Annotated in this window: 20 protein-coding genes; 12 read left to right on the top strand and 8 right to left on the bottom strand. The window is 59.0% G+C overall.

Features of this window, described 5'->3' with window-relative positions:
- Nucleotides 1-97 precede the first annotated feature (97 nt).
- Nucleotides 98-1816, bottom strand: a complete 1719-nt coding sequence (locus GNF76_RS05125; protein ID WP_155582088.1) for a hydrogenase maturation protein — start codon at nucleotides 1814-1816, stop codon at nucleotides 98-100.
- A gap of 301 nt (nucleotides 1817-2117) precedes the next feature.
- On the opposite strand from GNF76_RS05125, the gene GNF76_RS05120 reads away from it, so the two are divergent.
- The 5 genes from GNF76_RS05120 (at nucleotide 2118) to GNF76_RS05100 (ending at nucleotide 6355) form a co-directional block, all read left to right on the top strand.
- On the top strand, nucleotides 2118-2678 hold the full coding sequence (locus GNF76_RS05120) for a MarR family transcriptional regulator (protein WP_178123184.1): 561 nt from the start codon (nucleotides 2118-2120) through the stop codon (nucleotides 2676-2678).
- A 7-nt stretch (nucleotides 2679-2685) separates the two neighbouring features.
- Entirely contained in the window at nucleotides 2686-3390 is a 705-nt protein-coding gene (locus GNF76_RS05115) for an MOSC domain-containing protein (protein WP_155582087.1), read from the top strand.
- Nucleotides 3391-3601: 211 nt separating this feature from the next.
- A complete protein-coding gene (locus GNF76_RS05110; RefSeq protein WP_155582086.1) occupies nucleotides 3602-3838 on the top strand; it encodes a thioredoxin family protein in 237 nt (78 codons plus the stop codon).
- Between the two features lie 121 nt (nucleotides 3839-3959).
- The gene (gene focA, locus GNF76_RS05105; RefSeq protein WP_155582085.1) at nucleotides 3960-4820 is read left to right on the top strand and encodes a formate transporter FocA; all 861 of its coding nucleotides are present in this window, start codon (nucleotides 3960-3962) and stop codon (nucleotides 4818-4820) included.
- Nucleotides 4821-4915: 95 nt separating this feature from the next.
- Entirely contained in the window at nucleotides 4916-6355 is a 1440-nt protein-coding gene (locus GNF76_RS05100; RefSeq protein WP_155582084.1) for a catalase, read from the top strand.
- Nucleotides 6356-6381: 26 nt separating this feature from the next.
- Here the strand turns inward: GNF76_RS05100 and GNF76_RS05095 are convergent, their stop codons facing one another.
- Nucleotides 6382-7785, bottom strand: coding sequence for a flavin monoamine oxidase family protein (locus GNF76_RS05095; RefSeq protein WP_178123183.1), 1404 nt, complete (start codon nucleotides 7783-7785; stop codon nucleotides 6382-6384).
- 99 nt (nucleotides 7786-7884) lie between these two features.
- Between GNF76_RS05095 and GNF76_RS05090 the strand changes: the two genes are divergently transcribed.
- The gene (locus GNF76_RS05090; protein WP_178123182.1) at nucleotides 7885-8445 is read left to right on the top strand and encodes a TetR/AcrR family transcriptional regulator; all 561 of its coding nucleotides are present in this window, start codon (nucleotides 7885-7887) and stop codon (nucleotides 8443-8445) included.
- A gap of 266 nt (nucleotides 8446-8711) precedes the next feature.
- On the opposite strand, the gene GNF76_RS05085 is transcribed toward GNF76_RS05090, so the two are convergent.
- The 3 genes from GNF76_RS05085 to GNF76_RS05075 all read right to left on the bottom strand — a co-directional run bounded on the left by GNF76_RS05085 (nucleotide 8712) and on the right by GNF76_RS05075 (nucleotide 12414).
- On the bottom strand, nucleotides 8712-9440 hold the full coding sequence (locus tag GNF76_RS05085; RefSeq protein ID WP_155582081.1) for a TorF family putative porin: 729 nt from the start codon (nucleotides 9438-9440) through the stop codon (nucleotides 8712-8714).
- A 100-nt stretch (nucleotides 9441-9540) separates the two neighbouring features.
- Nucleotides 9541-11283, bottom strand: a complete 1743-nt coding sequence (locus GNF76_RS05080; protein WP_155582080.1) for an amidohydrolase — start codon at nucleotides 11281-11283, stop codon at nucleotides 9541-9543.
- A gap of 126 nt (nucleotides 11284-11409) precedes the next feature.
- Nucleotides 11410-12414, bottom strand: coding sequence for a helix-turn-helix transcriptional regulator (locus GNF76_RS05075; protein ID WP_155582079.1), 1005 nt, complete (start codon nucleotides 12412-12414; stop codon nucleotides 11410-11412).
- A 376-nt stretch (nucleotides 12415-12790) separates the two neighbouring features.
- Between GNF76_RS05075 and GNF76_RS05070 the strand changes: the two genes are divergently transcribed.
- A complete protein-coding gene (locus tag GNF76_RS05070) occupies nucleotides 12791-14071 on the top strand; it encodes an MFS transporter (protein WP_155582078.1) in 1281 nt (426 codons plus the stop codon).
- 144 nt (nucleotides 14072-14215) lie between these two features.
- Here the strand turns inward: GNF76_RS05070 and GNF76_RS05065 are convergent, their stop codons facing one another.
- A complete protein-coding gene (locus GNF76_RS05065) occupies nucleotides 14216-15631 on the bottom strand; it encodes a serralysin family metalloprotease (RefSeq protein ID WP_155582077.1) in 1416 nt (471 codons plus the stop codon).
- Between the two features lie 635 nt (nucleotides 15632-16266).
- Here GNF76_RS05065 and GNF76_RS05060 point away from each other — a divergent pair.
- Nucleotides 16267-16698: a hypothetical protein gene (locus tag GNF76_RS05060; protein WP_155582076.1), complete on the top strand. Its 432-nt coding sequence runs from the start codon at nucleotides 16267-16269 to the stop codon at nucleotides 16696-16698.
- A 410-nt stretch (nucleotides 16699-17108) separates the two neighbouring features.
- Here GNF76_RS05060 and paaX read toward each other — a convergent pair whose 3' ends face one another.
- Nucleotides 17109-18032, bottom strand: coding sequence for a phenylacetic acid degradation operon negative regulatory protein PaaX (gene paaX / locus GNF76_RS05055; protein ID WP_155582075.1), 924 nt, complete (start codon nucleotides 18030-18032; stop codon nucleotides 17109-17111).
- A 61-nt stretch (nucleotides 18033-18093) separates the two neighbouring features.
- Nucleotides 18094-18684 carry a phenylacetic acid degradation protein PaaY gene (gene paaY / locus GNF76_RS05050; protein ID WP_155582074.1) on the bottom strand — a complete coding sequence of 197 codons (591 nt, stop codon included), beginning with the start codon at nucleotides 18682-18684 and terminating at the stop codon, nucleotides 18094-18096.
- A gap of 361 nt (nucleotides 18685-19045) precedes the next feature.
- Here paaY and paaG point away from each other — a divergent pair, with 361 nt between their 5' ends.
- The 4 genes from paaG to paaK all read left to right on the top strand — a co-directional run bounded on the left by paaG (nucleotide 19046) and on the right by paaK (nucleotide 22932).
- Nucleotides 19046-19837: a 2-(1,2-epoxy-1,2-dihydrophenyl)acetyl-CoA isomerase PaaG gene (gene paaG / locus GNF76_RS05045; protein WP_155582073.1), complete on the top strand. Its 792-nt coding sequence runs from the start codon at nucleotides 19046-19048 to the stop codon at nucleotides 19835-19837.
- Between the two features lie 14 nt (nucleotides 19838-19851).
- Nucleotides 19852-20301, top strand: a complete 450-nt coding sequence (paaI, locus tag GNF76_RS05040) for a hydroxyphenylacetyl-CoA thioesterase PaaI (RefSeq protein WP_155582072.1) — start codon at nucleotides 19852-19854, stop codon at nucleotides 20299-20301.
- Nucleotides 20294-21505 carry a 3-oxoadipyl-CoA thiolase gene (gene pcaF, locus GNF76_RS05035; RefSeq protein ID WP_155582071.1) on the top strand — a complete coding sequence of 404 codons (1212 nt, stop codon included), beginning with the start codon at nucleotides 20294-20296 and terminating at the stop codon, nucleotides 21503-21505. Before paaI ends, pcaF begins: the two co-directional genes overlap by 8 nt.
- Before the next feature lie 101 nt (nucleotides 21506-21606).
- Complete coding sequence (gene paaK, locus GNF76_RS05030) at nucleotides 21607-22932, top strand: phenylacetate--CoA ligase PaaK (protein WP_155582070.1); 1326 nt, start codon at nucleotides 21607-21609, stop codon at nucleotides 22930-22932.
- Nucleotides 22933-22955: the final 23 nt, after the last annotated feature.

Raw genomic sequence — 22955 nt, 5'->3', positions numbered from 1 at the left:
ATAACAGAGGTAGAAAACGCCAGAGGTTGCCCAAGGCAGCCTCTGATTTTAACGACGCTCGTGGGAGCGCTGCCTCCTGCCGCGCCTGTGGGGCCAATCAATCAACCAACGCGGCCTTGAGTTCCAATGCCCACGGCGCAATCAAGCGCTGCGGGGTCTGGCAGGTTTTGCGTTTGAACACGAAGTTGCGGCACTTCTCGGCGAACTGTTGACGGTTGTGCACCATGTCCAATTGCATCTGTGCCAGCTCGTTTTCACGGCAGCGTTCAATTTGCTCAACGTCCCTATCTACCTTACGTGCGCGATGCAGGGCATATCGTTCATCGGTCAACGCACTGCCGGCCTGTTGCAGCAGCCATAGGTTGAATTCCCGTGGGCAGCGTGGGCCGATGTCCTGAATCATCCCCCATTGCCGGGCCTGAAAGGCGCTGACCGGCAGGCACTCTTCGGTGAGTTTGTGTGCGACCTCACTGCCGACTGCGCGGGGCAGGCTGTAGGTCCAGTATTCGGAGCCATACAAGCCCATGGTTTTGTAATGCGGGTTGAGTACGACGCCTGCCCGGGCGAATACGATGTCGGCCGCCAGCGCGAGCATCACGCCACCCGCGCCAGCGCTGCCTGTGAGGCCGCTGACCACCAGTTGTCGGGCCGTCAGCAACTCCTGACAGACATCGTCGATGGCCTGAATATTGGCCCAGGCTTCCAGCCCAGGCACCTCGGCAGCCTGAATGACGTTGAGGTGTACACCATTGGAAAAGCTCCCGCGCCCGCCCTTGATCAGCAGCACTTGGGTGTCTCGCGCCTTGGCCCAGCGCAGTGCAGCGCCCAGCCGCCGGCACTGTTCGGTGCTCATGGCGCCGTTGTAGAACTCGAAGGTCAGCTCGCCCACGTGAGCGGATTCTCGATAGCGAATCGGTTGATAGACCGCCTCATTGAACGCTTGGCTGGCGATCGAGCTGTTCAGCACGGGGATGTCGGCCAGTTGCCCGGCCAGCACGTGACGTGCCGGCAACTTGAAGGTCTCCTCCCCTGGCTGGGCTTTGCGTTTGAGCGCGCCGATCCACAGGCTGTGATCGCCGGCCGCGACCAACACCGCGTCGTCCTGTACCGCAAGGATTTCTCCCGGCGTGCCGCGGCGTGAATCCAGGTGCGCGTCGTACAGGTAATACTGCCCGCCGGCGAGGTTCGCCAACACACCGGGCTGGCCGTCGGCGGCGTCGATGCTGCGTTTGATGAAGCGTGCGCAATCGTACCAACTGAAGGTGCGGTCAGCCTGTTTCATGTTCGGCTGCAAACGCCCGATGACGCTGGGTTGTGTGTAATCGAGTGGCGTCGGGACGAAACCGCTGGCGAATTTTTCCACCACATCGCGGATGCAATAGATCGCGGCGTCGCTCACCGGGCCGTTGTACAACTCGGATTTACGCACATCAGTGGGCATGTCGAATTCACAGGTCGACCAGATCGGCCCGGCGTCCATTTCCTCCACCGCCTGCAAGGCCGTGACACCCCAGCGCCTGACCTGTTCGGTGATGGCCCAGTCCAGCGCGCTGGCGCCACGGTCGCCGACGATACCCGGATGAATGATCACCACCGGACGATCCGGGTTGCTCCAGAGCTGCTGTGGCACGCGATCCTTGAGAAACGGGCAGATCACCAGGTCGGCTGCCGACGCCTCGATCTGCCGACACACCGTGGCGTCATCCGTGAACAGCACCACGCTGGGTACGTGACCCGACTGGCGCAAGTCCAGCCAGGCTCGTTGGGTCAAACCGTTGAACGCCGATGACAACAACATGATCTTCAATGACCGCATGGTTGACTCTTCCTTGAGAATACGCGGCCGGGGGCTCTCCATGAGCCGTCCCTGGCCTTTGATGGAAGCGCGAGGATAGAGGCGATGCCAGGGCGGGCACCTGATCGAGATCAATCTTGCGTCAGCAAATCGTTGATCCGTTGTGATCGTTGCCACGCGGGACGCTGCCTGGGTCCTGCGGGCAGCGCGCAGACTGACAAGCGTCCAACACTCGAATGTTGATTCATGACCAGAAGGCAACTTTGTCAAACTAGTTTTTACTCGATACTATTAACCCGTGTCCCCCACCGGAAATACGCCTGTGTTATTCGATCTGCTGGAACGCCTGTCGAGCCTGACCCGTGTCTGGTTTCGCGAGCACCCGTTGCTGGCCGACCTGCAACCGGTTCAGTTGAGTGCCCTGATGTACCTGGGCCGCTGCAACCGCTACTCCAACACGCCGCTGGCAGTCGCCGACTACCTTGGGTTGACCAAAGGCACTGTGTCCCAATCCCTCAAGGCCCTGGAAGCCAAGGGATTGCTGGTCAAGACTCAGGACGCACGGGATAAGCGCAGCGTGCACCTGACATTGAGCGAGCCTGCCCGCGGCTTGCTGGAAGCCGTAGTGCCGCCTGATTTCCTGCTGGCTGGCGCCGAACGCATGGGCACTCAGGCTCAGGACCTGGAAGGCTTGCTGTTGGACCTGTTGAGAAACATTCAACAAGGCACAGATGTGCCCAGCTTTGGCTTGTGCCGCACCTGCCGCTTCCATCAAACATTGCCCGCCGGGCCGTTCTGCGGCCTGACCCAGGAGCCTCTGGCCAAGAGCGATATCAACCTGATCTGCCGCGAACACCAGCAGCCAGAAACAACCGATACCTGAGGTGCTCATGCCTGAACACTGCGTCATCCTCGACACCCTGCTCACCGGCAAGGCCGTGCCTTTCAGCCGCCCGGGCACCTTTAGCGCGATAGCCAAGACGCCAAGCCGCGAGTCACAGCGCGTGACCGAACTCGGCCTTGTGGACGATGAACAGGGTGATCTGCGGATCCATGGCGGCGTCGAAAAGGCGATTCACCACTATCCCCGGGAACACTACGCCGCCTGGGTCGCAGAGTTGGGTGAAAACCCGATGCTGGAGGCTCCCGGCGCTTTTGGCGAAAACTTCAGCACCCTGGGCTGGACCGAGGAAACGGTGTGCCTGGGCGACCGCGTACAGGTCGGCAGTGTACTGCTGGAAATTTCCCAGGGCCGCATGCCCTGCTGGAAGCTCAACGACCGGTTCGCCGTCAAGGACATGTCCTTGCGCGTCCAGCAAACCGGGCGAACCGGCTGGTACTACCGGGTGATACAGGCTGGCAGGCTGGCTGCCGGTGATCGACTGGAGTTGATTGAACGCCCCTGCCCGCAATGGAGCATCGCCCGTGTGTCTTCAGTGCTGTTTTCCAGTGTCATAGACGCCGACCTGATCCGCGAATGCCTGACCCTGCCCTTGGCCGCGTCCTGGCGTCGAACCCTCGGGAGACGCCTGGAAAAAGCTCAGGTCGAGGACTGGAGCCCGCGCCTTGAAGGCACACCACGCAAGCCTGACTGACCCACCGCACGCATCCGTAAACAACACCAGCGGCCATGGCCGCTCCCGCCGCCCGTCCTCAACACCAAGACAATCACTTTTAGTGTCGACTCGAAATTATGTTGACAAAAGAAAGCTGCCAGGCGAAATTATGGTATCGGATCGAAACCATAATCAAAACCAAGCCTGAACCAGGCTTTTCCTGAAGTAAAACCCTTGTTGGAGAGACATCATGTTATCTAAAGCTGTTTTTTATCATGCAGGCTGCTCGGTGTGTGTCAGTGCGGAACAGCAATTCGTTACGGCGCTGGATCCACAACGCTATCAAGTTGAAGTTGTGCACTTGGGTGATGCCAAAGGCCGAGTGGCGGAGGCCGAGCGCTTTGGCGTGAAGTCCGTTCCGGCCTTGGTCATTGACGGGCAAGTGTTCCATATCAACTTCGGCGCGGGTATCGAAGTTCTACGTTGATCCGTTTGCAGGGGCCGGAAAACGGCGCCCTGCAACCTCTATCGCGGTGTTCATCAATAAGCCAACGGAGAGACCGATAAATCCGCGAGTTAACACTTAACGCTCAAGAGTGACAGTCAACATGAAAACAGACAGTCCCTTCGCCCTGCTTCTGCCCGCCGCAATGGCACAATTCGCTGAAGATGCGGGCGTCTATAAAGCCACCAAGCAGCCGTTGAAAACCTTTTATCTAGCCATCATCGCCGGCGTGTTTATTTCCATCGGTTTTGTGTTCTATATCACCGCCACCACTGGCATCGCCGACAACTCCTGGGGACTGGCCAAACTGGTGGGCGGCATCTGCTTCTCCATGGGGCTGATGTTAGTGGTCGTGTGCGGCGCAGACCTGTTCACTTCCAACATCCTGAACGTGATCGCCAAAGCCAGCGGCCGCATAACCTGGGGGCAACTGGCCAAAAACTGGCTGAATGTCTATGTTGGAAACCTGATTGGAGCCCTATTCTTCGTTGCGCTGATTTGGTTCTCCGGCCAATACATGGCAGCCAACGGTCTGTGGGGGCTGAATGTGCTGCACACCACCAGCCACAAGTTACACCACTCTTTTATTGAAGCTGTTTGCCTTGGCATCCTCGCAAACTTGATGGTCTGCATGGCCGTCTGGATGAGTTATTCCGGCCGTAGCCTGACGGACAAAATGCTCGCAATCATTTTACCGGTGGCCATGTTTGTCGCCAGCGGCTTCGAACACTGTATTGCCAATATGTTCATGATCCCCATGGGCATTGTGATCAAACACTTCGCCAGCGCCGAGTTCTGGAACAGCGTGGGTGCAGCGCCCGAACAATTTGCGCATTTAACTATCAATAACTTTATTTTCGACAATCTTATCCCCGTTACCTTGGGCAACATTATTGGCGGAGGGTTATTGGTCGGTTTGACTTATTGGGTGATTTATCTGCGAGCCCCTGAAGGACAACGTTAATCATCGAAATACTGCGCAGGCCGGTTTTTATTGAGTTCTGCCCACTCTTATTTTCTGTTCTGTCTGTGTCACTCCCCAACCGATGAGGAATAGATATGAAAAAGTTAACCACGGCGTTTGGCGCGCCGGTCGTCGACAATCAAAACATTCAAACCGCCGGCCCTCGCGGCCCTGCCTTACTTCAAGACATATGGCTGCTTGAAAAACTGGCGCACTTCGACCGGGAAGTCATTCCCGAGCGCCGCATGCATGCCAAAGGCTCGGGAGCATTCGGCACCTTTACTGTCACCCACGACATCACGCAGTACACACGAGCAAAGATCTTTTCCGAGATCGGCAAACAGACCGAAATGTTCACCCGCTTTTCCACCGTGGCCGGTGAACGCGGCGCCGCCGATGCAGAGCGCGACATCCGTGGTTTTGCCATGAAGTTCTATACCGAAGAAGGCAACTGGGACCTGGTGGGAAACAACACGCCGGTGTTTTTCTTGCGCGACCCGCTCAAATTCCCCGACCTGAACCATGCGGTCAAACGTGATCCACGCACCGGCATGCGCAGTGCCGAAAACCAATGGGATTTCTGGACGCAACTGCCCGAGACCCTGCATCAAGTCACGATCATCATGAGTGACCGTGGCCTGCCTCGCACCTGGCGTCATATGCATGGCTTTGGCAGCCACGCCTTCAGTTTCATCAATGCTGAAAATCAGCGTTACTGGGTCAAGTTCCACCTGCGCACCCAGCAAGGTATCGAAAACCTCACCGATGCACAGGCCCAGGAACTGGTGGGACGGGATCGCGAATCCCACCAACGCGACCTGTATGAGTCCATCGAAAACCAAGATTTCCCGCGCTGGAAACTGTTTGTGCAAATCATGCCGGAGCAGGACGCGGGCACGTATCACATCAACCCTTTTGACCTGACCAAGGTCTGGCCAAAAGCCGACTATCCGCTGATTGAAGTGGGCATCATGGAGTTGAACCGCAACCCGCAGAACTATTTTGCCGATGTCGAGCAAGCGGCTTTCTCTCCTGCGAACATCGTCCCGGGCATCAGCTTTTCACCGGACAAAATGCTACAAGGACGCTTGTTCTCCTACGGAGACACCCAGCGTTATCGCTTGAGCGTCAACTTTCAGCAAATCCCGGTGAACGCGCCCAGAGGCGCGAAACAGGTCAACAGCTATCACCGCGATGGGCTGATGCGCGTGGACTCCAACGCAGGCGGCACCACCTCCTATGAACCGAATACCCGAGGCGAGTGGCAAGAGCAGCCAGACTTTCAAGAGCCTCCCCTGACCCTGGAGGGCGCCGCAGGACACTGGAATCATCGGGTAGACCCCGATTATTTCTCCCAACCCGGGGCACTCTTCAGAAAGATGTCAGCGGCTCAAAAACAAGCGTTGTTTGATAACACTGCACGTTCCCTTGCAGGCGTCTCCACACCCATCCAACGCCTGCATATCGAGCACTGTACGAAGGCAGACCCGGATTATGGGCGCGGTGTTATCAAGGCGTTGGAGGCCTGCAAGTAACATCGCTGAAGTCTCGCCCGCGTTGTTTACCCGAGTATGTTGCGGGCCTCGCGCCACCCCGATAACAACGCGCCATGCACGGTGCCACTCATCTCGATGCTGGTCGCCTCACCGGCGAAGTGAAGCCGATCAGCAATCGAGTCAGCCAGCGCCGACCGGTCCTTGGTGGACGAGCCGACAGCCGGATACGAATAACTGCCGCGTGCATAAGGATCCGACGCCCAGCAGGTGCGACGGTACGCAGCAGGCTCTGGAATATCGGGGCCATAAATCGTGCGCAGCACCTTCATCGCCTCGTGCACGGCCTCGACATCACTCATGCCCTCGATACGGCGAGCAACACCGGCGCCATAGAGCGAGCACAAAATCGGCACGTGGGTGACGCGCGCGAGATTGAACCAGTTAGCCCATGCACCGTTCTGGTCGCTTTGCCACGAGATGATGTTGGTGTCGTCCCAAAAGACCTTGGGGAAACGCAGGAACAGCTTGTCATAGACGCCCATGCCGAGGCGTTCGATCGCTTGCTGTTTTCTCGCCGGTAGCGCCGGCGTGAATCTCACATTGCCGTGTTTCAGCACCCCCAGCGACAACGTCACAATCACTTTATCGGCGCTGAACGTGCCCTGCCCCGTGGTGATCTTGACCGCGGTTTCATCGTATTGAATCTCTGACACCACCTGATTGAGGCGTATATCGATCCCCTGTGCCAGACGCTCGGGAATCTGCAGGTAACCTTCAGGAAATACGACCTCATGGCCGTCAAATCCTGTGCCCTCATCAAGGCCCCAGGCAGCTAGGTGTGCGAGATCGGCACCGTCGTCGTCCTGCACCATCCGGCTTGCGTCCTCGAGCACATCACGACCTCGCTCGCCGTCGATACCCAGCGTCTTCAGTGCGCTGTTGAAGGCCTCTTCGGCTGACAGGGATCGCGGTGCGTCCTCAAGCATCTCCCACACCAGCGCTTGCACCGCGTCGATGTCTTCGTCCAATTGCTTGAGCGCTGTTGCAGACAGCGGCATGCCCGCCTGATCATAGAGCGTCACGTCGTGGCTGCTCATCAGTGTGCCGGCGTCGAACACCGTTGTTTTGATGCCCATTTCTTGCGCCAGTTTGGCGACCGGGTTCTGGTTGACCCCGTGAATCCAGGAGGCACCGAGATCGATTGGCGCATCGCTCCACGCTCGCTCTGTCCAGATGCGGCCTCCGATTCTGTCCCGGGCCTCCAGCACGGTTACCGTGTGACCTGCGTCGGACAACATACGGGCAGCGGCAAGGCCTGAGATCCCGGCGCCAATGATCAGCACCGAATCTTTCCTGGCGCGATTGGCTTTTGTGCCCGAGCCTTGGGTCAAGCTGGCGTTTGCACCTGCCAGAGAGGCCGTCATAGCGCTGAGCGCCATCAGCGCCTGGCGCCGGGTAAGGGTTATCATCGTTGCCTCGTGATTGGCGCTATTGGCGCTAAAAGTACTTACAATGAATAAATGGTACATTTTTGTACCATAAAGAACAAATCAGGAAATTTTAAATTCATGTCCCGTGATCAAAAGAGAGACGCTGTGCTGGACGCCGCTGCGGCGGTGTATGCACGTGACCGCAGCGCATCGATGCAGCAAATCGCGGCCTCGGCGGGCATCAGTCGCACGACGCTGGTCCGCCATTTCCCCACTCGTGAGGACCTGGTTGCGGCGCTTATTGATCGCGTTTTGAATGACGCCACTGCGGTCCTGGACCAGGCGCAGCTGGAGGATGGTGGCCTTGAAGAGGGTCTCGCCTGCCTGACCGAGCATTTCAGGACGCTTGGGCAGGTGTGGGGGGTCGGCTATGGCCTGGGCTACGGCTGGTCGCATATCGAGACGTTGCTGTCCGACCTGGCGGCGCGGGTCGAAACAATTAATGCCCGGCTCGTTGCATTCTTTGAGCGGGGTCAGCAGGCCGGGCTGTTTCGCCAGGACCTTCCGGCAGCCTGGATGACAGGGGCCTTTCAGGGGTTGTGCGAAACCACGTCAGACCTGATCGACGATGAGTCGATGGGCAAACGCCAAGGGCCCGAGTTTCTCATCTCGATCTTCTTGAAAGGCGCAAGTGTGTAACGTACCGGGCCTTCCTCAATCTTTAAAACGTCACCGTCGCCCTCCTCTCCCGGGCCTATTTGGCCACCCAACCGGAGAAGCAAAACCCTTGTGGGAGCTGTCGAGCCCCGGCGAGGCTGCGATGACGGCGGGTCAGGCAACAGCAATGTTGGCTGTGCCGACGTCATCGTAGCCTCGCTAAAGCTCGACAACTCCCACAGTTGATCTTCGCGGCCTTGAGCTGGGGTTTGCTTAATGGCGCTGTAAGACCTTGAAAAGCACGCCCCTTAGAACGTCTTGCTGACACTGGCCACGACAGTGGCCGTGCACAGGTCGCCATAGCCGTACCAGCCCGCGCATTCGCTTTTCGACAGGTCGGTATCGATGTAGCTGAGGCCCCAGGTCACGCCCACGAAATCATGGGTCAGGGCGACTTCCCACTCGTGGTAGGAATCACGCGCATCACCACGGGTGGACCAGAACGCCGGATCCTTAACGTCGTTGTGCCCATAACGCAGTTTCAAGCCGACCTCACCTGGCAAAGTGGTGGTGTAGCCAAGGTAGGTGTAGAGGGTGGATTGGTGGTCGCCAAAGGCGTTCGGCGTATCGCTGGAATAATAGGCGCCAAGCTGCACGCCATAGGTGTCGAGGATCGCGTAGAGTTCGCTCAGGTTGAATTGGCTTTCCTTGGGATAGCTGTACTTGATGTACCCCAAATCAAGGCTGATGGCATCGGTCATCTGCCAGGCATAGCCCGCGTAGTATTCAAATTCCTCGCGTGTCTTGAAGTCATCGCCAAAATCGACATTCGAAGTCCAGACACCGGCATACAGGCCGCTGCCATGCAGCAACGTGACGCCTGCCTGCACCGCCGGATCGCCCAGGGTCTGCGAGATGCCACGGGTGCGATAGTCGCTGACGGCGGCCAGGCTGACCTGCAGGTTGAAGTCATCGTTGAGTGGCAGTGCTTGCGTGGTCAGTGGCACACACACAAGAAAGACGGAGAGTGCTTTCATGGGTATCTCTTATTTTTATAAGTGAACGGGGAAATTCGAGCACAGCCGTGCCGAGCCCCTCGCAGCACGAGAGGCTGGGCTGTTCAGGAGGGGTCGATCGTCAGGACGCGGGCGCGTAGACCTGCTTGCCGGCGAAGAAGGTCTTCAGCACCTGGGTGTCAAACAGTTCGTCGTCGCTGACCTTGAACACATCGCGATCAAGGATGATCAGGTCGGCCTGTTTGCCGGGCGCCAGTGAGCCAATCTGCTGATCCAGGCGCAGGGCTTTGGCAGCGTTGAGGGTGTAGGCGTAAAACATGGTCTGGCGGTCAATACTTTCCTTGGCATTCAACACCCCCAGCGGTCCCTTTCGCGTGCTGGCCTGAGCAATGGCGTTCCACGGGTTGGGGCTGGACACCGGCCAATCACTGGCTCCGGCAATCATGGCGCCGGCTTTATGCAGGGACTGCGCGGGATACTGGTAACGGTAGGCAAACGCACTGACATAGGGTTTGACCAGCTTCACCGTGTAGTCCTCACCGGTGGCCCAGAGCAGTTGCATGGAGGCAATCACACCCAACTGTTTGAAGCGTGGAAACTCCTTGGGGTTGACCAGTTGCAGGTGGCTGATGCTATGGGGCATTGGCGTGGGATTAAGCTGGCGCGCGTATTCAAAGCCATTGAGTGACTCACGGACCGCGCGGTCGCCAACCGCATGCATGTGTACGATCCAGCCGCGCTTTTCCGCCGCCACCACCAACTCGCCAAAGTGCGCCGGGTCGATTAACAGCTGGCCGTTTTTCAGGCTGTTCTTGAACGGGTCGATCACCGCAGCGGTTTGCCCTGGAAACTCCATGATGCCGTCTGCAAAAACCTTGATGCCCGGGAAGGTCAGGTTGGGCACGCCCTCGAACGTCTTCATTACCTTGGCCAGTACTTCCAGGTCGGCCGGTTTGCTTTTCGGGTTGGTGATCAGTAACGCCGCAACGTGCGCACTGAGTTCCCCTTTCTCTGCCAGTTCACGGTAGAGCGGCAGCACACCGTAACTCTGCTCCGTTGCCGTGAAATCAAACAGTGAATCACCTTGGCCGGCATTCGACGCTGCGTCCATCCAGGCGGTAACGCCATATTGATTATTGATCTGCACCGCCAGGCGGGCAGCCTTCAACATGACCTCGGCACTGGGCGCAGGAATCTGGCTGCGCACCTGGTCCCAACGAGATTCGGCAAAATAGCCATTGGGCGTGAAGTCCGCTGCGTGGCCCACATATCCGCGCTCAGCTTCCGGCAGGCTCTTCACCAGCGCTGCATCGATTTTCAAGCGCTTGAGCATGGCGTTGTTGGCCCAGCCGGTGTGGCCGTCAATCCCACTCAGCACCAGCGGTTGTTCAGCCCAACGCCCCTGATTGAAACGCTCGCCAAGCGCCTTGCTCTGTTGCCAATAGGCCGAGCTGACCCCGGCAATGCTGACCACGTCCCCTGCCCTCGCGTTGCCCGCCTGGTCCTGCTCGATGATCCACTGCTCAAGCGCAGGTAACGGTTTGACCTCGTCCAGCAAGTTGGCGCCCAGGCTGTCGAAGGCTGCGACCACCGGATGGCTATGGCTATCAATCATGCCCGGCATCAGCACCTTGCCGACCAGATCGATGCGTTGCGTATGGTCATCGGCCAAGGCCGTGATCTCGGCATCGCTGCCTACTTTAAGAATCTTGCCGTCTTGCACCGCCACCGCCTGAACCAGTTCTTGTCCGGACTCAGCGGTGAATACCTTGCCGTTGAACAGCACAAGGTCAGCAGCGGCCATCGCTTGCACCGAGGAAAACGCCACAGCGGCGGCCAACAGACTGGGAACAAATCGTTGCATCGGAACACTCTCTTGTTTTAATTGGGCGGCTTGGGATAGCCATACCTTATAGAGAGCGACCAGAGAACGGACCTCCACAAATGAGGAGGGGTAAGGCAATTAACTGAAATGCCGGGGCAACCAACGCTAATCGCGACGGGCAACCGCACGCAGCACGGAACCTAGCTCCACTTTGCTTTTGACCCCCAGTTGCAGGTAACAATTGCGCAGGTAGGTACGCACCGTCGCCGGGCTCAACGACAGCATTCTGGCGATCTCCTTGTAGGAGTGGCCGGCGGCGAACAGCATCGCGGCCGTGCGCTCCCGTGGCGCGAGCGCTGCCCCCCCCGACGGCACCTCAAGTGACAGAATCACATGCTCGCCATGGGGGCTGAGTGTCAATGACGAGCGGCCCAGACGCACCACGCCCGGTGCCTCGTGCAGTTGCGCAATCACCTGTTCAGGCAGCATTGAGCCGCTCCACCCAGGAAACTCGCGCTCAATGGCGGCACACAGCCTGGCCCCCACATACAACAGACTGCCGTCCATACGGGCGACACCAACGTCGCTCGCCCCGTTGTCCGTGTCGGAGCGGATCATGTCCTGCACTTGAAACCGCCACAGCTGCAACAGGTGGGCGCAGAAGGCCGAAAACAGAGCATCCTGCGTTTCGTCGAAAGCGGGTGCATCCATGCCACGGTACAGACACACAAAAAACATCAAGCCACTTTCAGGCAGCTCGAAGGTGATGCACATCAGGTGGTAGAGGTCATGGCGCCGTGCAAACACATTCACCTGCTCGTCAGGGTCGGTGAACTCGCTGTCGCGCACGACCTTGCCCGGTTGATTGAGCGTGTCATGGGCAAAACTGTCGCGGCCGGCAATCGCGCTCCATTCGGCGGCAAACGACTCAGGCAGGTTGATGCGCCCATGCATCCAGCTTTGCGGCGCAGCCTTGGCGTGTGCACTCGACATCTCACCCCACCAGGCCGAAGCGAAGGGCACCAGTGGACGAAACGTCTGCAGACCATCGGCAATGAAATGGGAGCCGCCGCGTGATCGAGCCAGGTGGGCAAGCTGGAGCACGCAACGATTGAACGCGTTCAGCGTTGCCATCGACACGTTAGCATCGAACTCATCACCCTCCCCCATCGCTTTGATCCCATTGGCTGCATGACCTGTCGTTTCGACCATGCCATAAGGCGAACAATCGCGTCCAGCTCAGCAACACCCAACGGGATTGTGTGACGCGCCGGACGACTTGGAAGGCAGGATAAGTGCATGTTTAGTCCGCGTTCATCGGTCCTTCTCAGCGCAAAGTCAAGATCGATACCGAACCCAAACCGCTGTTTCTCGACTTCGATAACCCGTTATCCTTCGACGGCATGACTAATGCGCTGAAGAACGCCAATCACGTAAAGTTCTCTGAAATGCGGCCGTGTCCCGATGAACTTTGGCTGGAAGAAGCACGGGGTCGTTTCTGCTGTGAAATACGCACAACCTTTTCCACCTACGAGGCTCTTCCGACATGAGCAATGAGAATACAGGCTCTTGCACCAAGGCCGACCAGGAGATCAAGCACACCTTCTTGTACCTGTTTTTGACCATCTTCATCCCCTTTGGCCTCGGCCATTTCGTGTCGTACCTGTTTCGCACGGTCAACGCGTTGATCTACGTGGACCTGGAGCGGGAACTGCACCTGCCCGCCAGTAGCCTGGGCCTGCTGACCGGCGTGTACTTTCTGACCTTCGCTACGGCGCAAATTCCACTCGGCGTCATGCTCGACCGCTACGGCCCGCGCAGCGTGCAGGCCCCCATGCTGCTGTTCGCGGTATTGGGCTCGCTGATTTTCAGCTTCTCCCATACCGAGCTGGGCCTGATCATTGGTCGTGGGCTGATCGGGCTGGGTGTGGCCGGTTCGTTGATGAGTGCGATCAAGGCGTGCGCCATCTGGCTGCCCGTCGAACGCCTGCCCCTGAGTACCGCGTGCCTGTTATCGGTAGGCGGCCTGGGCGCCATGGCGTCCACCACCCCGCTGCATGAGTTGCTCAAGTGGATCTCATGGCGTGAAGCATTCTTGATTCTGGCGCTGCTGACGCTGTTCGTCTGCGTGGTCATTCATCTCAGCGTGCCACGCACCTACAAACCCAAACACACCACGCTTGCCGAAATGTCCAAGGCCGTGGGGACGCTTTACTCCTCGTGGGTATTCTGGCGACTGGCGCTGTACTCGGTGTTTGCCCATGCGATCTACATGTCGGTGCTGTCGCTGTGGATGGGGCCGTGGCTACGCGACGTCGCCCAATTGGGCGAGTCCAGCATGGCCAATACCTTGCTCTGGGGCACCGTGGCGATGGTGGCAGGCTCGCTGGCCTTCGGCTCGATCACCGACTACCTGCGGCGCTTTGGCGTACAGCCGATCATGGTGTGCGGCGCCGGGGTTTCGATCTTCATCGTATTTCAATCATTGATGATCAGCGGACTGCCTATATCACCCCTGCTGATTGCCATGGGTTTCAGCTTCTTCGGCACCTCCACCACCATGAACTACGCGATCGTGGCTCAGTCGGTATCGCCTGAACTGGCCGGGCGGGTCAGTTCGTCATTCAACCTGGTGGTGTTCGTGCTGGCGTTTGTCTTGCAATGGTTGATGGGGGAAATTCTGAACCTGTGGCCGGCCACGGGACAAGGGCACCCGGTGGAAGCTTATCAGTGGTCGCTGGGCGTGATGATTGCGCTACAGGTACCGGGGGTGTTGCTGTGGCTGAGTTTTAAGCCGTGGCAACTGAAAACCGTGGCAACCGCTTAAGCTCGAAAAATCGGAGAGGAGGCCTTGAGTAAAGGCCTTTAAAGGGCGCGACGTCTTACTTTTCAGGCGTTTCAAGCGCCATAAAATCAAAAGCGAAGCCATTCATCTGGCTTCGCTTTTTTTACCTCTTATTCCAGGTTTGGCTCAGGCTACGATATCGGTCATCGCAGCCTGCCCCACCGTGCCTACCGCAAAATCTACAAGGCCACTGCCGGTGAGGTCGATCATCAGGCTGGTCTGATTGGTCTCCTGGAAGTAGGTCAGGATCGCGTCCCCGGCATGGCCCGTGAAGCCGGTCACAACGTTCAACGTCGCGCCAACTGAAGCGAACAGACCTGACAGGTCGATTTTGTCCTCGCCACTGGTGAAGTCCATGATCCAGTCCGGCGCGGTCATCGTCGAGTCGCTGGCCTGGCCAAACACGAAGGTGTCTGCACCGGCGCCGCCCCACAAGGTATCTGCGCCACCACCACCGTAGAGGATGTCGTTCCCCGCACCGCCCTCGAGGATGTTGGCCGCCGAATTGCCAATCAGCAGATCGTCGCCAGCGCCACCGATGGCATTTTCCAGCGTCACCCCATGAGCAATAGACACGTTACCCACCAGCCCGCCCACATCGGAGAACGAACCTGCATTGAGGTTGATTTTCTGGTTCTGGCTGAAACCGGAAAAGTCCAGGGTGTCGTTGCCGCCGCCGTCCCAGACCGAAAACACCAGCTTGTCGCTGGAGGTGTTTGCCGTGTAGAAATCGCGGCCGGTGTTTGAATTGAAACCGTAAACGGTGTTGCCGTCGCGGGTATCCAGGTTGGCTCCGTAGAGCTTCTGGATCGCCACGATATCGTCCATCAACGGTGCGGACGAATAAGCACCACTGAAGTTCTGCTGGGTATTACTTTCGCTCCAGTAGCTCATCAGGCTATAGCCGCGCGTGTCCTCGGCATACGTGACATCGTTGTACGTCGGGTTGCCGTTGCCGGCGTTGTAGTTGCCGGGGTGGGACAAGCCCAGGGAGTGACCGATTTCGTGGGTCAGGGTCTGCCGGCCGTAGTTGCCGTTGTCCGGTGTGGTATTGGTCGGGTATTGGTCATTGACCATGTACCAGGACTGGCCGTCGCGCGAACCACCGGTTGGCAGGTAGGCGAAGGCGGCGCCGCCGGCAAAGCTGCTGTAGTTACCAAACGTCAGTTGACCATCGACACCACCCGGGGTGTCGGTGAAGGTCACATTGGCCACATCAGACCAGGACTGCAATGCCAGTACCGCCTGAGCTTTTTGCAGCGTACTGAACTCGCTGAAAGTACCCAGGGCCGGGTTGAAATCAGCAGGCTTGGCGGTCAGGAAGGTGTAGCTGAGGCTGATCTTGCCGTCGCCGTTCTGATCGTGCCAGCTCGCGCCTTTACGCAGCAATTCGTCTGCGGCTTGATCAGCGGTGAACGAAGGCTTGCCGTTCACCAGATCGGCGCCACCGCGATCGTACCAATGGCCGAAACTCACCACCTGATCGAAGGCCTTGCTGGTCTGGCCGACCGATGACAGTACGTTCTCTTTGAGCTTTGACATAGACATCCTTGTTATCTGATTGCTGAGGAAAATCCAATAGACGACACCGATCCTTCGAAAAAGAACCGGTCGCTCACTTCATTGGGGGCACGATAAAACTGGCATGGCGCGTAACTTGCCGTCTAATTTAATTATTAATTAGTTGCCAGCAAGTCTCTGAAACACTGTCAAGGTGTTATTCGGAGCCCATCAGTGGGATGGCAATGACTCTTGAGCCGTGTTTCATCACTTCGATGAGGGTAAAGGCTGTCAGGTCATGCACTTACTGTTGTGGGGTGACAAGAAAGTTCATGGAGCCTGGACAGAAGTGTTGTGCCGATACGCGTGCGGCTTGTCCTCGATATCGGGGGCAAACAGCAGGCATGAAAATGAATTGGTTTGTTACAAAGTAGGCGAGCGGGCATTACACGAACAGGCCCTTTAGTCGACTAAAAACGCTGAACGGCCAGGTGCTGGGGCAAGCGCCACTGATGCCCATCATGCACGGCTGACAACGCAGGATCCGCTCACGGAGAAACTATTTGTTACAAGTGGCGCCTTGGCAACCAAAGAACTTTGAGCTTTTCGCCTGCTCTTAAACCCTAGACGTCTTTCAAACCGTGAGCGTCAGATCACTCCCTGTCGAGGTTCAGAAAATGCGAATGACACTCCCGATCCTTGCTGTAAGCCTCCTGTTTGCACAGGGCGCCATGGCCGCTGGAGATGGCTCCGCCGCTGTCGGAGGTGGTGTCGGTGGCGTGCTGGGTAACATCGTTGGCCAGCAGTTAGGCGGATCCACGGGGGCTGCCGTGGGCGCTGGCGTAGGCGGAGCTGCGGGTAGTGCAATCGGAGCGCCGAGAGGTAACAAAACCGAAGCCGCCATCGGTGGCGGGATCGGATCAGCTGGCGGCTCTATCATCGGCAACAAGCTGGGAGGCACCACCGGCTCGACCATCGGTGCCGGTCTGGGCGGCGCAGCGGGTGGCGCGGTGGGCAATAACCTGGCCGACGACGGCAGTAAACACAGGTCAGGCGGCAAGCACTACAAGGGCAAGAATAAACACAAGCACAAGAACAAACATCGCTGATAGATAGAGTATTTATCCACGTTCGAGCCCGGCCTAGCGCCGGGTTTTTCGTATCGGCCTGTCATCTCTTCATCACATCGACCCAACATACTACGGTCAGCCAAAAGGACTTGGCCCCCTCTACAGAAAGCCTGGCCACGTGCCGGGCTTTTTCGTTCTGACCTACCCTCTCCTCGATGGCGACCGCACCTATTCCACACCGGCAAAAAGCCCTCGCACAGGTTTGCCACCCGTTTTATGGGCGACGACGTGTGTTATATCCAGAGCCCGGGCCGTACCTCACCGCCCTTCCCTGGCATCGACTTGAACACGGGTGATCGGATGCGCGAGGACCGGTTTCCAGTAGTGTGGCCTCAGGCATGACGCTGTCGTAACGGGACAATCTCAGGGGTTCCCCATATGCAGTGAGGTTATTTAAGCCCGCCAAAACGTCGATAGAACGCCTCACCCACCTCCGGCAGCGGACCATCAGCCGTTTCCAGGGCACTGTTGAGCCACTCTTCAGCCTTGGCGTAAATCAGCCGGTAAATGTTGCGACACAGCTGACGCGCGGCACGCCCTTCCCAGTCTCCCGGCAATAGCTCATCGGGTAACTGTGGGTCGCGCAGCAGCAGTTTGCGGTATTCGTGAATAAGCAGGACTCGCGCCAGGAAACAGTCTGCCGGTTGTAGCTGCTCCTGCTCGCGAAGTGCCTGCCAGAGCGGCCGGAACAGTTGAATGAACTCGCTGTAGTGGGCCGCCAGTTCCTCGATGTTCCAACTCTCACGTACCTGTCCCCGTAGAGCCTTGGAGGCCAGTACATCCTGTGCGGTGGTTTCGAAAACGATGGTGTCTTCCTGAGCACCGAGGTCGAGCAAGGTGGCGTTGACGTCGGCGCGGTCGCTGCGTGGGCAGGCCAGCACGGTGGGGGTAATGGCACCGAAACCTTGCCACTCCAGCTCTTCACGTACCTGCTTGCGCTTTTCCTGGACTAACTGGGTGAGCATCACCAGGCACCAGGAACCGTCCCAGGCCGGCACGGTGGAGCTGTAGACCCGCTTGAAGGCCTTGTCGAAACGACGACGCCCGGTCCCGGTAAGGCTGTAGTAGCTACGACGACCGACTTTCTCGGCGGTCAGCCAGCCTTCCTTGGTCAGGCGAAAGATCGACGTACGAATCAGCCGTTCATTGATGCCGATGGGCTCAAGCAACTGAATCAGGCTCCCCAACCAGACCGTACCGCCGTGAGGTTCAATGGCATCACCGTACAGCGTGATGATCAGTGAACTGGCGCGGATCGGTGTCTGCTCCTGGAAGCGGGTAATCAGTTGGTTCAAAGGGGTCAGTGACGACATGGGCGTACCGAGGCAAAAAGAGAAAATATACCGTTTTTAGCGGCGTCAGGATGCAGGCGTTTCATTGGCCCTTGGGTCTCAGGCCACTGTCGCTGATCCGCGGCCGGTCGGTTTCCGGCGCGCTCAGGGGCTCGCACACCTGCATCTGCTCCAGGCAGCGCTGGGCCAGGCGCTGGTATTCGCGGGTACCGGTTTGCTTCCACGCCACCTCTTCGTCACTGAGGCTGCGCTTGACGCTGGCCGGTGTGCCCATCACCAATGACTGCTCGGGGCACTCGAAACCGGCCTTGACGAAGGCCGCTGCCGAGACGAACGAACGCGCGCCAATGCGTGCGTTGTCCATCACCACCGCATTCATTCCCACCAGGGCATCCGTGCCGATCCGGCAACCATGCAGCACAGCGCCGTGGCCAATATGACCGTTGCGCTCGACCACGGTGTCACTGTCGGGGAAGCCGTGCATCACACAGGTGTCCTGCAGGTTGGCGCCCTCTTCCAGGACGATGCGCCCGAAGTCGCCGCGCAAACTCGCCAGCGGTCCCACATAACAATGGGGGCCGACAATCACGTCGCCGATCAGTACCGCTGAGGGATGGACGTAGGCCGTGGGGTCAACCACCGGGGTCAGGCCGTCGAGGCTGTAGCAGGTCATGGAGAATTCCTTGTGAGGCGTGTTCGCAAAGCGATGGCGATCTTGATTCATTTTGTATCACATCAATTTTTCAAGCACAAAGCTGAAAAAGCGTATCGCTTGATATATCGACCGATGCAAGCGGAATGTGCGGCCTGACACATCAGTCATAACTCAATGAAACATAGCGATTATCGCAATATTCGCGGCCAGGAACATTCACGATAAATTCTAGAAAACTCAAAACAAGACACATTAAATCTATTTTGTAATTGCATTTATGTATCGCATTAAGACTATACTCCGACAAAACCGGCTGACTCGGCCGATCCAATAAAGAGCCGGCTGATTGCCGAGCGTGCACCGTGAGGTCCTCACGACCATGAACTTCGAACACATCCTGTTTTCCATCGAGGCCGGCGTCGCCCTGCTCAGCCTCAACCGCCCCGAGCAACTCAACAGCTTCAACACGCAGATGCACGGCGAGGTCAAAGAAGCGCTGAGGCTGGTTCAGCAAACCCCCGACGTGCGAGTACTGCTGCTGACCGGCGAAGGCCGTGGCTTTTGCGCCGGGCAAGACCTCGGCGACCGCAACGTGGCGCCCGGCGGCACGGTGCCGGATCTGGGCGAATCCATCGAGCAGTTCTACAACCCGCTGATCCGCCAACTGCGTGACCTGCCCCTGCCGGTGATTTGCGCGGTGAATGGCGTGGCCGCCGGGGCCGGGGCGAACATTCCGCTGGCCTGCGACCTGGTGCTAGCCGCCCGCTCAGCCAGCTTCATTCAAGCCTTCTGCAAGATCGGCCTGATCCCTGACTCCGGTGGTACCTGGACCCTGCCGCGCCTGGTAGGTATGGCTCGCGCCAAGGCCCTGGCCTTACTGGGCAACCGCCTGAGCGCCGAACAGGCCGAGCAATGGGGCTTGATCTACCGCTGCGTGGACGACGCCGATCTGCGCAACGAAGCCCTGACCCTCGCCCGCCACCTGGCCACACAACCCACCTACGGCCTGGCACTGATCAAACGCAGCCTGAACGCCAGCCTGAGCAACACCTTTGATGAACAGCTGGAACTGGAAAGGGACCTGCAACGTTTAGCCGGGCATAGCGAGGACTACCGCGAAGGCGTCGGCGCCTTCATGGAAAAACGCAGCCCACACTTCAAGGGCCGCTGAAGGGAGCACACCGCATGACCCACCCTGAAGCCATGAGCCTGGCCAACCAGTGCGCCCAGACCCTGTTCAACCGTGATGCCGCCAGCCAGGCGATGGGCATACGCCTGCTCTCGGTGGCACCTGGCTGCGCCCGGTTGGGCATGAGCGTACGCGCCGAGATGATCCAGGGACACGGCACCTGCCACGGCGGCTACCTGTTTGCCCTGGCGGACTCGGCGTTTGCCGTGGCCTGCAACAGCTACAACGACGCCACCGTGGCCCTCGGTTGCAGCATCGATTACATCGCCCCGGCCCATCTGGGCGACACCTTGAGCGCCGACTGCCGCGAGCAAAGCCGTGCCGGCCGCACCGGTAACTACGACGTACGCATCGAAAACCAGACGGGCCAGCTGATTGCGCTGTTCCATGGCAAATCCTACAAAGTGCGCGGCACGGTGCTGGCGCAGGAGACCCCGAATGAATGACGCCCTGATCATCGACGCAGTACGGACCCCGATTGGCCGATACGCAGGCGCCCTGAGCAGCGTGCGGGCCGACGACCTCGGCGCCGTGCCGTTGCGCGAGTTGCTGCGCCGCCATCCGCAAGTTGACTGGAACAGCGTCGACGATGTGATCTACGGCTGCGCCAACCAGGCCGGCGAAGACAATCGCAACGTCGCCCGCATGTCGGCACTGTTGGCCGGGCTGCCGGTCAGCGTACCGGGCACCACCCTCAACCGCTTGTGCGGCTCCGGGCTCGATGCCATCGGCAGCGCGGCCCGGGCAATTCGCTGTGGCGAGGCCGGGTTGATGCTGGTGGGCGGCGTCGAATCGATGTCCCGCGCGCCCTTGGTGATGGGCAAGGCCGAGCAGGCGTTTTCCCGCGAGGCCAAGGTGTACGACACCACCATTGGCTGGCGCTTCGTCAATCCGCTGATGAAAAAGACCTACGGCATCGACTCGATGCCGGAGACGGCCGAGAACGTCGCCGAGCAGTTCAACATCTCCCGCGCCGACCAGGACGCCTTTGCCCTGCGCAGCCAGCAACGGGCCGCTGCCGCCCAGGCCAGCGGGCGCCTGGCCAGGGAAATCGTCGCGGTAGACATCCCGCAACGCAAAGGCCCGGCCAAAGTGGTCGAGCACGACGAGCACCCACGCGGCGACACCACCCTTGAGCAACTGCAAAAGCTCGGTACACCGTTTCGAGAAGGCGGCAGCATCACCGCCGGCAATGCTTCCGGCGTCAATGACGGTGCTTGCGCCCTGCTACTCGCCAGCCCGGAAGTGGCCAAGCGTCACGGCCTGATAGCCCGAGCCCGAGTGGTGGCGATGGCCACCGCCGGTGTGGACCCTCGGATCATGGGCATCGGCCCGGTGCCGGCCACTCGCAAGGTGCTGGAGCTGGCCAACCTGAGCCTGGCGGACATGCACGTGATCGAACTCAACGAGGCCTTCGCCGCCCAGGGCCTGGCGGTGTTGCGAGAGCTGGGCCTTGACGACAACGACTCACGGGTCAACCCCAACGGCGGCGCCATTGCCCTGGGGCATCCACTGGGCATGAGCGGCGCGCGGCTGGTGACCACCGCTCTGCATGAACTGGAGGAACGTGGCGGCCGCTACGCGCTGTGCACCATGTGCATCGGCGTCGGCCAAGGCATCGCGCTGATCATTGAGCGGCTGTCCGTCTAAAGAATCGCGATTCCCGGGGACCCGAGCGGTATCCTCTGGGCATGCACTCAAAGCCCGCCTCGTGCAGTGGGCTGATACACAAAAATAATTCGAGTGAACTCATGAACATGCCAATGACCAAAGCCGTGCTTGATCCCGTTCTGGACCCGATGGAAACCGCCAGTGTCGACCAACTGCGCAGCCATCAACTGGAACGTCTGCGCTGGAGCCTGCGCCACGCCTACCAGAATGTACCGTTGTATCGTCAACGCTTCGATGCGTTGGGGGTGCACCCCGATGACATCCGGTCCCTGGACGATCTGGCGAAATTCCCCTTCACCACCAAGAGCGACCTGCGGGACAGTTACCCCTACGGCATGTTCGCCGTCCCCATGAATGAGGTGGTGCGCCTGCATGCCTCCAGTGGTACCACCGGCAAGCCGACGGTCGTGGGTTATACCCAAGGCGACATCGACACCTGGGCCAACGTGGTCGCCCGCTCGATCCGCGCCGCCGGCGGCCGGCGTGGCGACAAGGTGCATATTTCCTATGGCTACGGACTGTTTACCGGCGGCCTCGGGGCCCACTACGGCGCAGAACGCCTGGGCTGCACGGTGATTCCGATGTCCGGCGGGCAGACCGAAAAGCAGGTGCAACTGATCAAGGATTTCCAGCCGGACATCATCATGGTCACGCCCTCCTACATGCTGAACATCGCCGACGAAATCGAGCGCCAGGGCATCGACCCACACAAATTGGCCCTGCGCCTGGGGATCTTCGGTGCCGAACCCTGGACTGGCGAATTGCGCAGCGCCATCGAAACGCGCCTGGGTATCACCGCGCTGGATATCTACGGGCTGTCGGAAATCATGGGCCCGGGTGTGGCCATGGAGTGCGCGCAAACCAAAGATGGCCCAACGCTCTGGGAGGATCACTTTTACCCGGAAATCATCAACCCCGTGACAGGGGAAGTGCTGCCGGACGGGCAGATGGGCGAACTGGTGTTCACGTCCTTGAGCAAGGAAGCGCTGCCGATGATCCGCTACCGGACCCGCGACCTGACACGCTTGCTGCCCGGCACTGCGCGGCCCATGCGGCGCATCGACAAGATCACCGGGCGCAGCGACGACATGCTGATCATCCGCGGGGTCAATGTGTTTCCCACACAGATTGAGGAGCAGGTACTTAAAATCAAACAACTTTCAGAGTGCTATGAAATACATCTGTATCGCAATGGCAATCTCGACAGCGTGGATGTGCATGTAGAACTCAAGGCGGAACATCAGCACTTCAGCGACGAACAGCAAAAAGCCGTCGCGACCGAGTTGAGTCGGCACATCAAGACCTATATCGGCATCAGTTCACGTATCGTCCTGCAGCCGCTGCACTCGATCAAACGGTCCGAGGGCAAGGCCTGCCACGTCATGGACAGACGCCCTAAAGCATGACTGCTGCACCTTTATAGCCCCGC

Source organism: Pseudomonas spelaei, assembly GCF_009724245.1.
Classification (GTDB): Bacteria; Pseudomonadota; Gammaproteobacteria; order Pseudomonadales; family Pseudomonadaceae; genus Aquipseudomonas; species Aquipseudomonas spelaei.
This window is presented reverse-complemented; position numbering and strand designations above follow the sequence as displayed.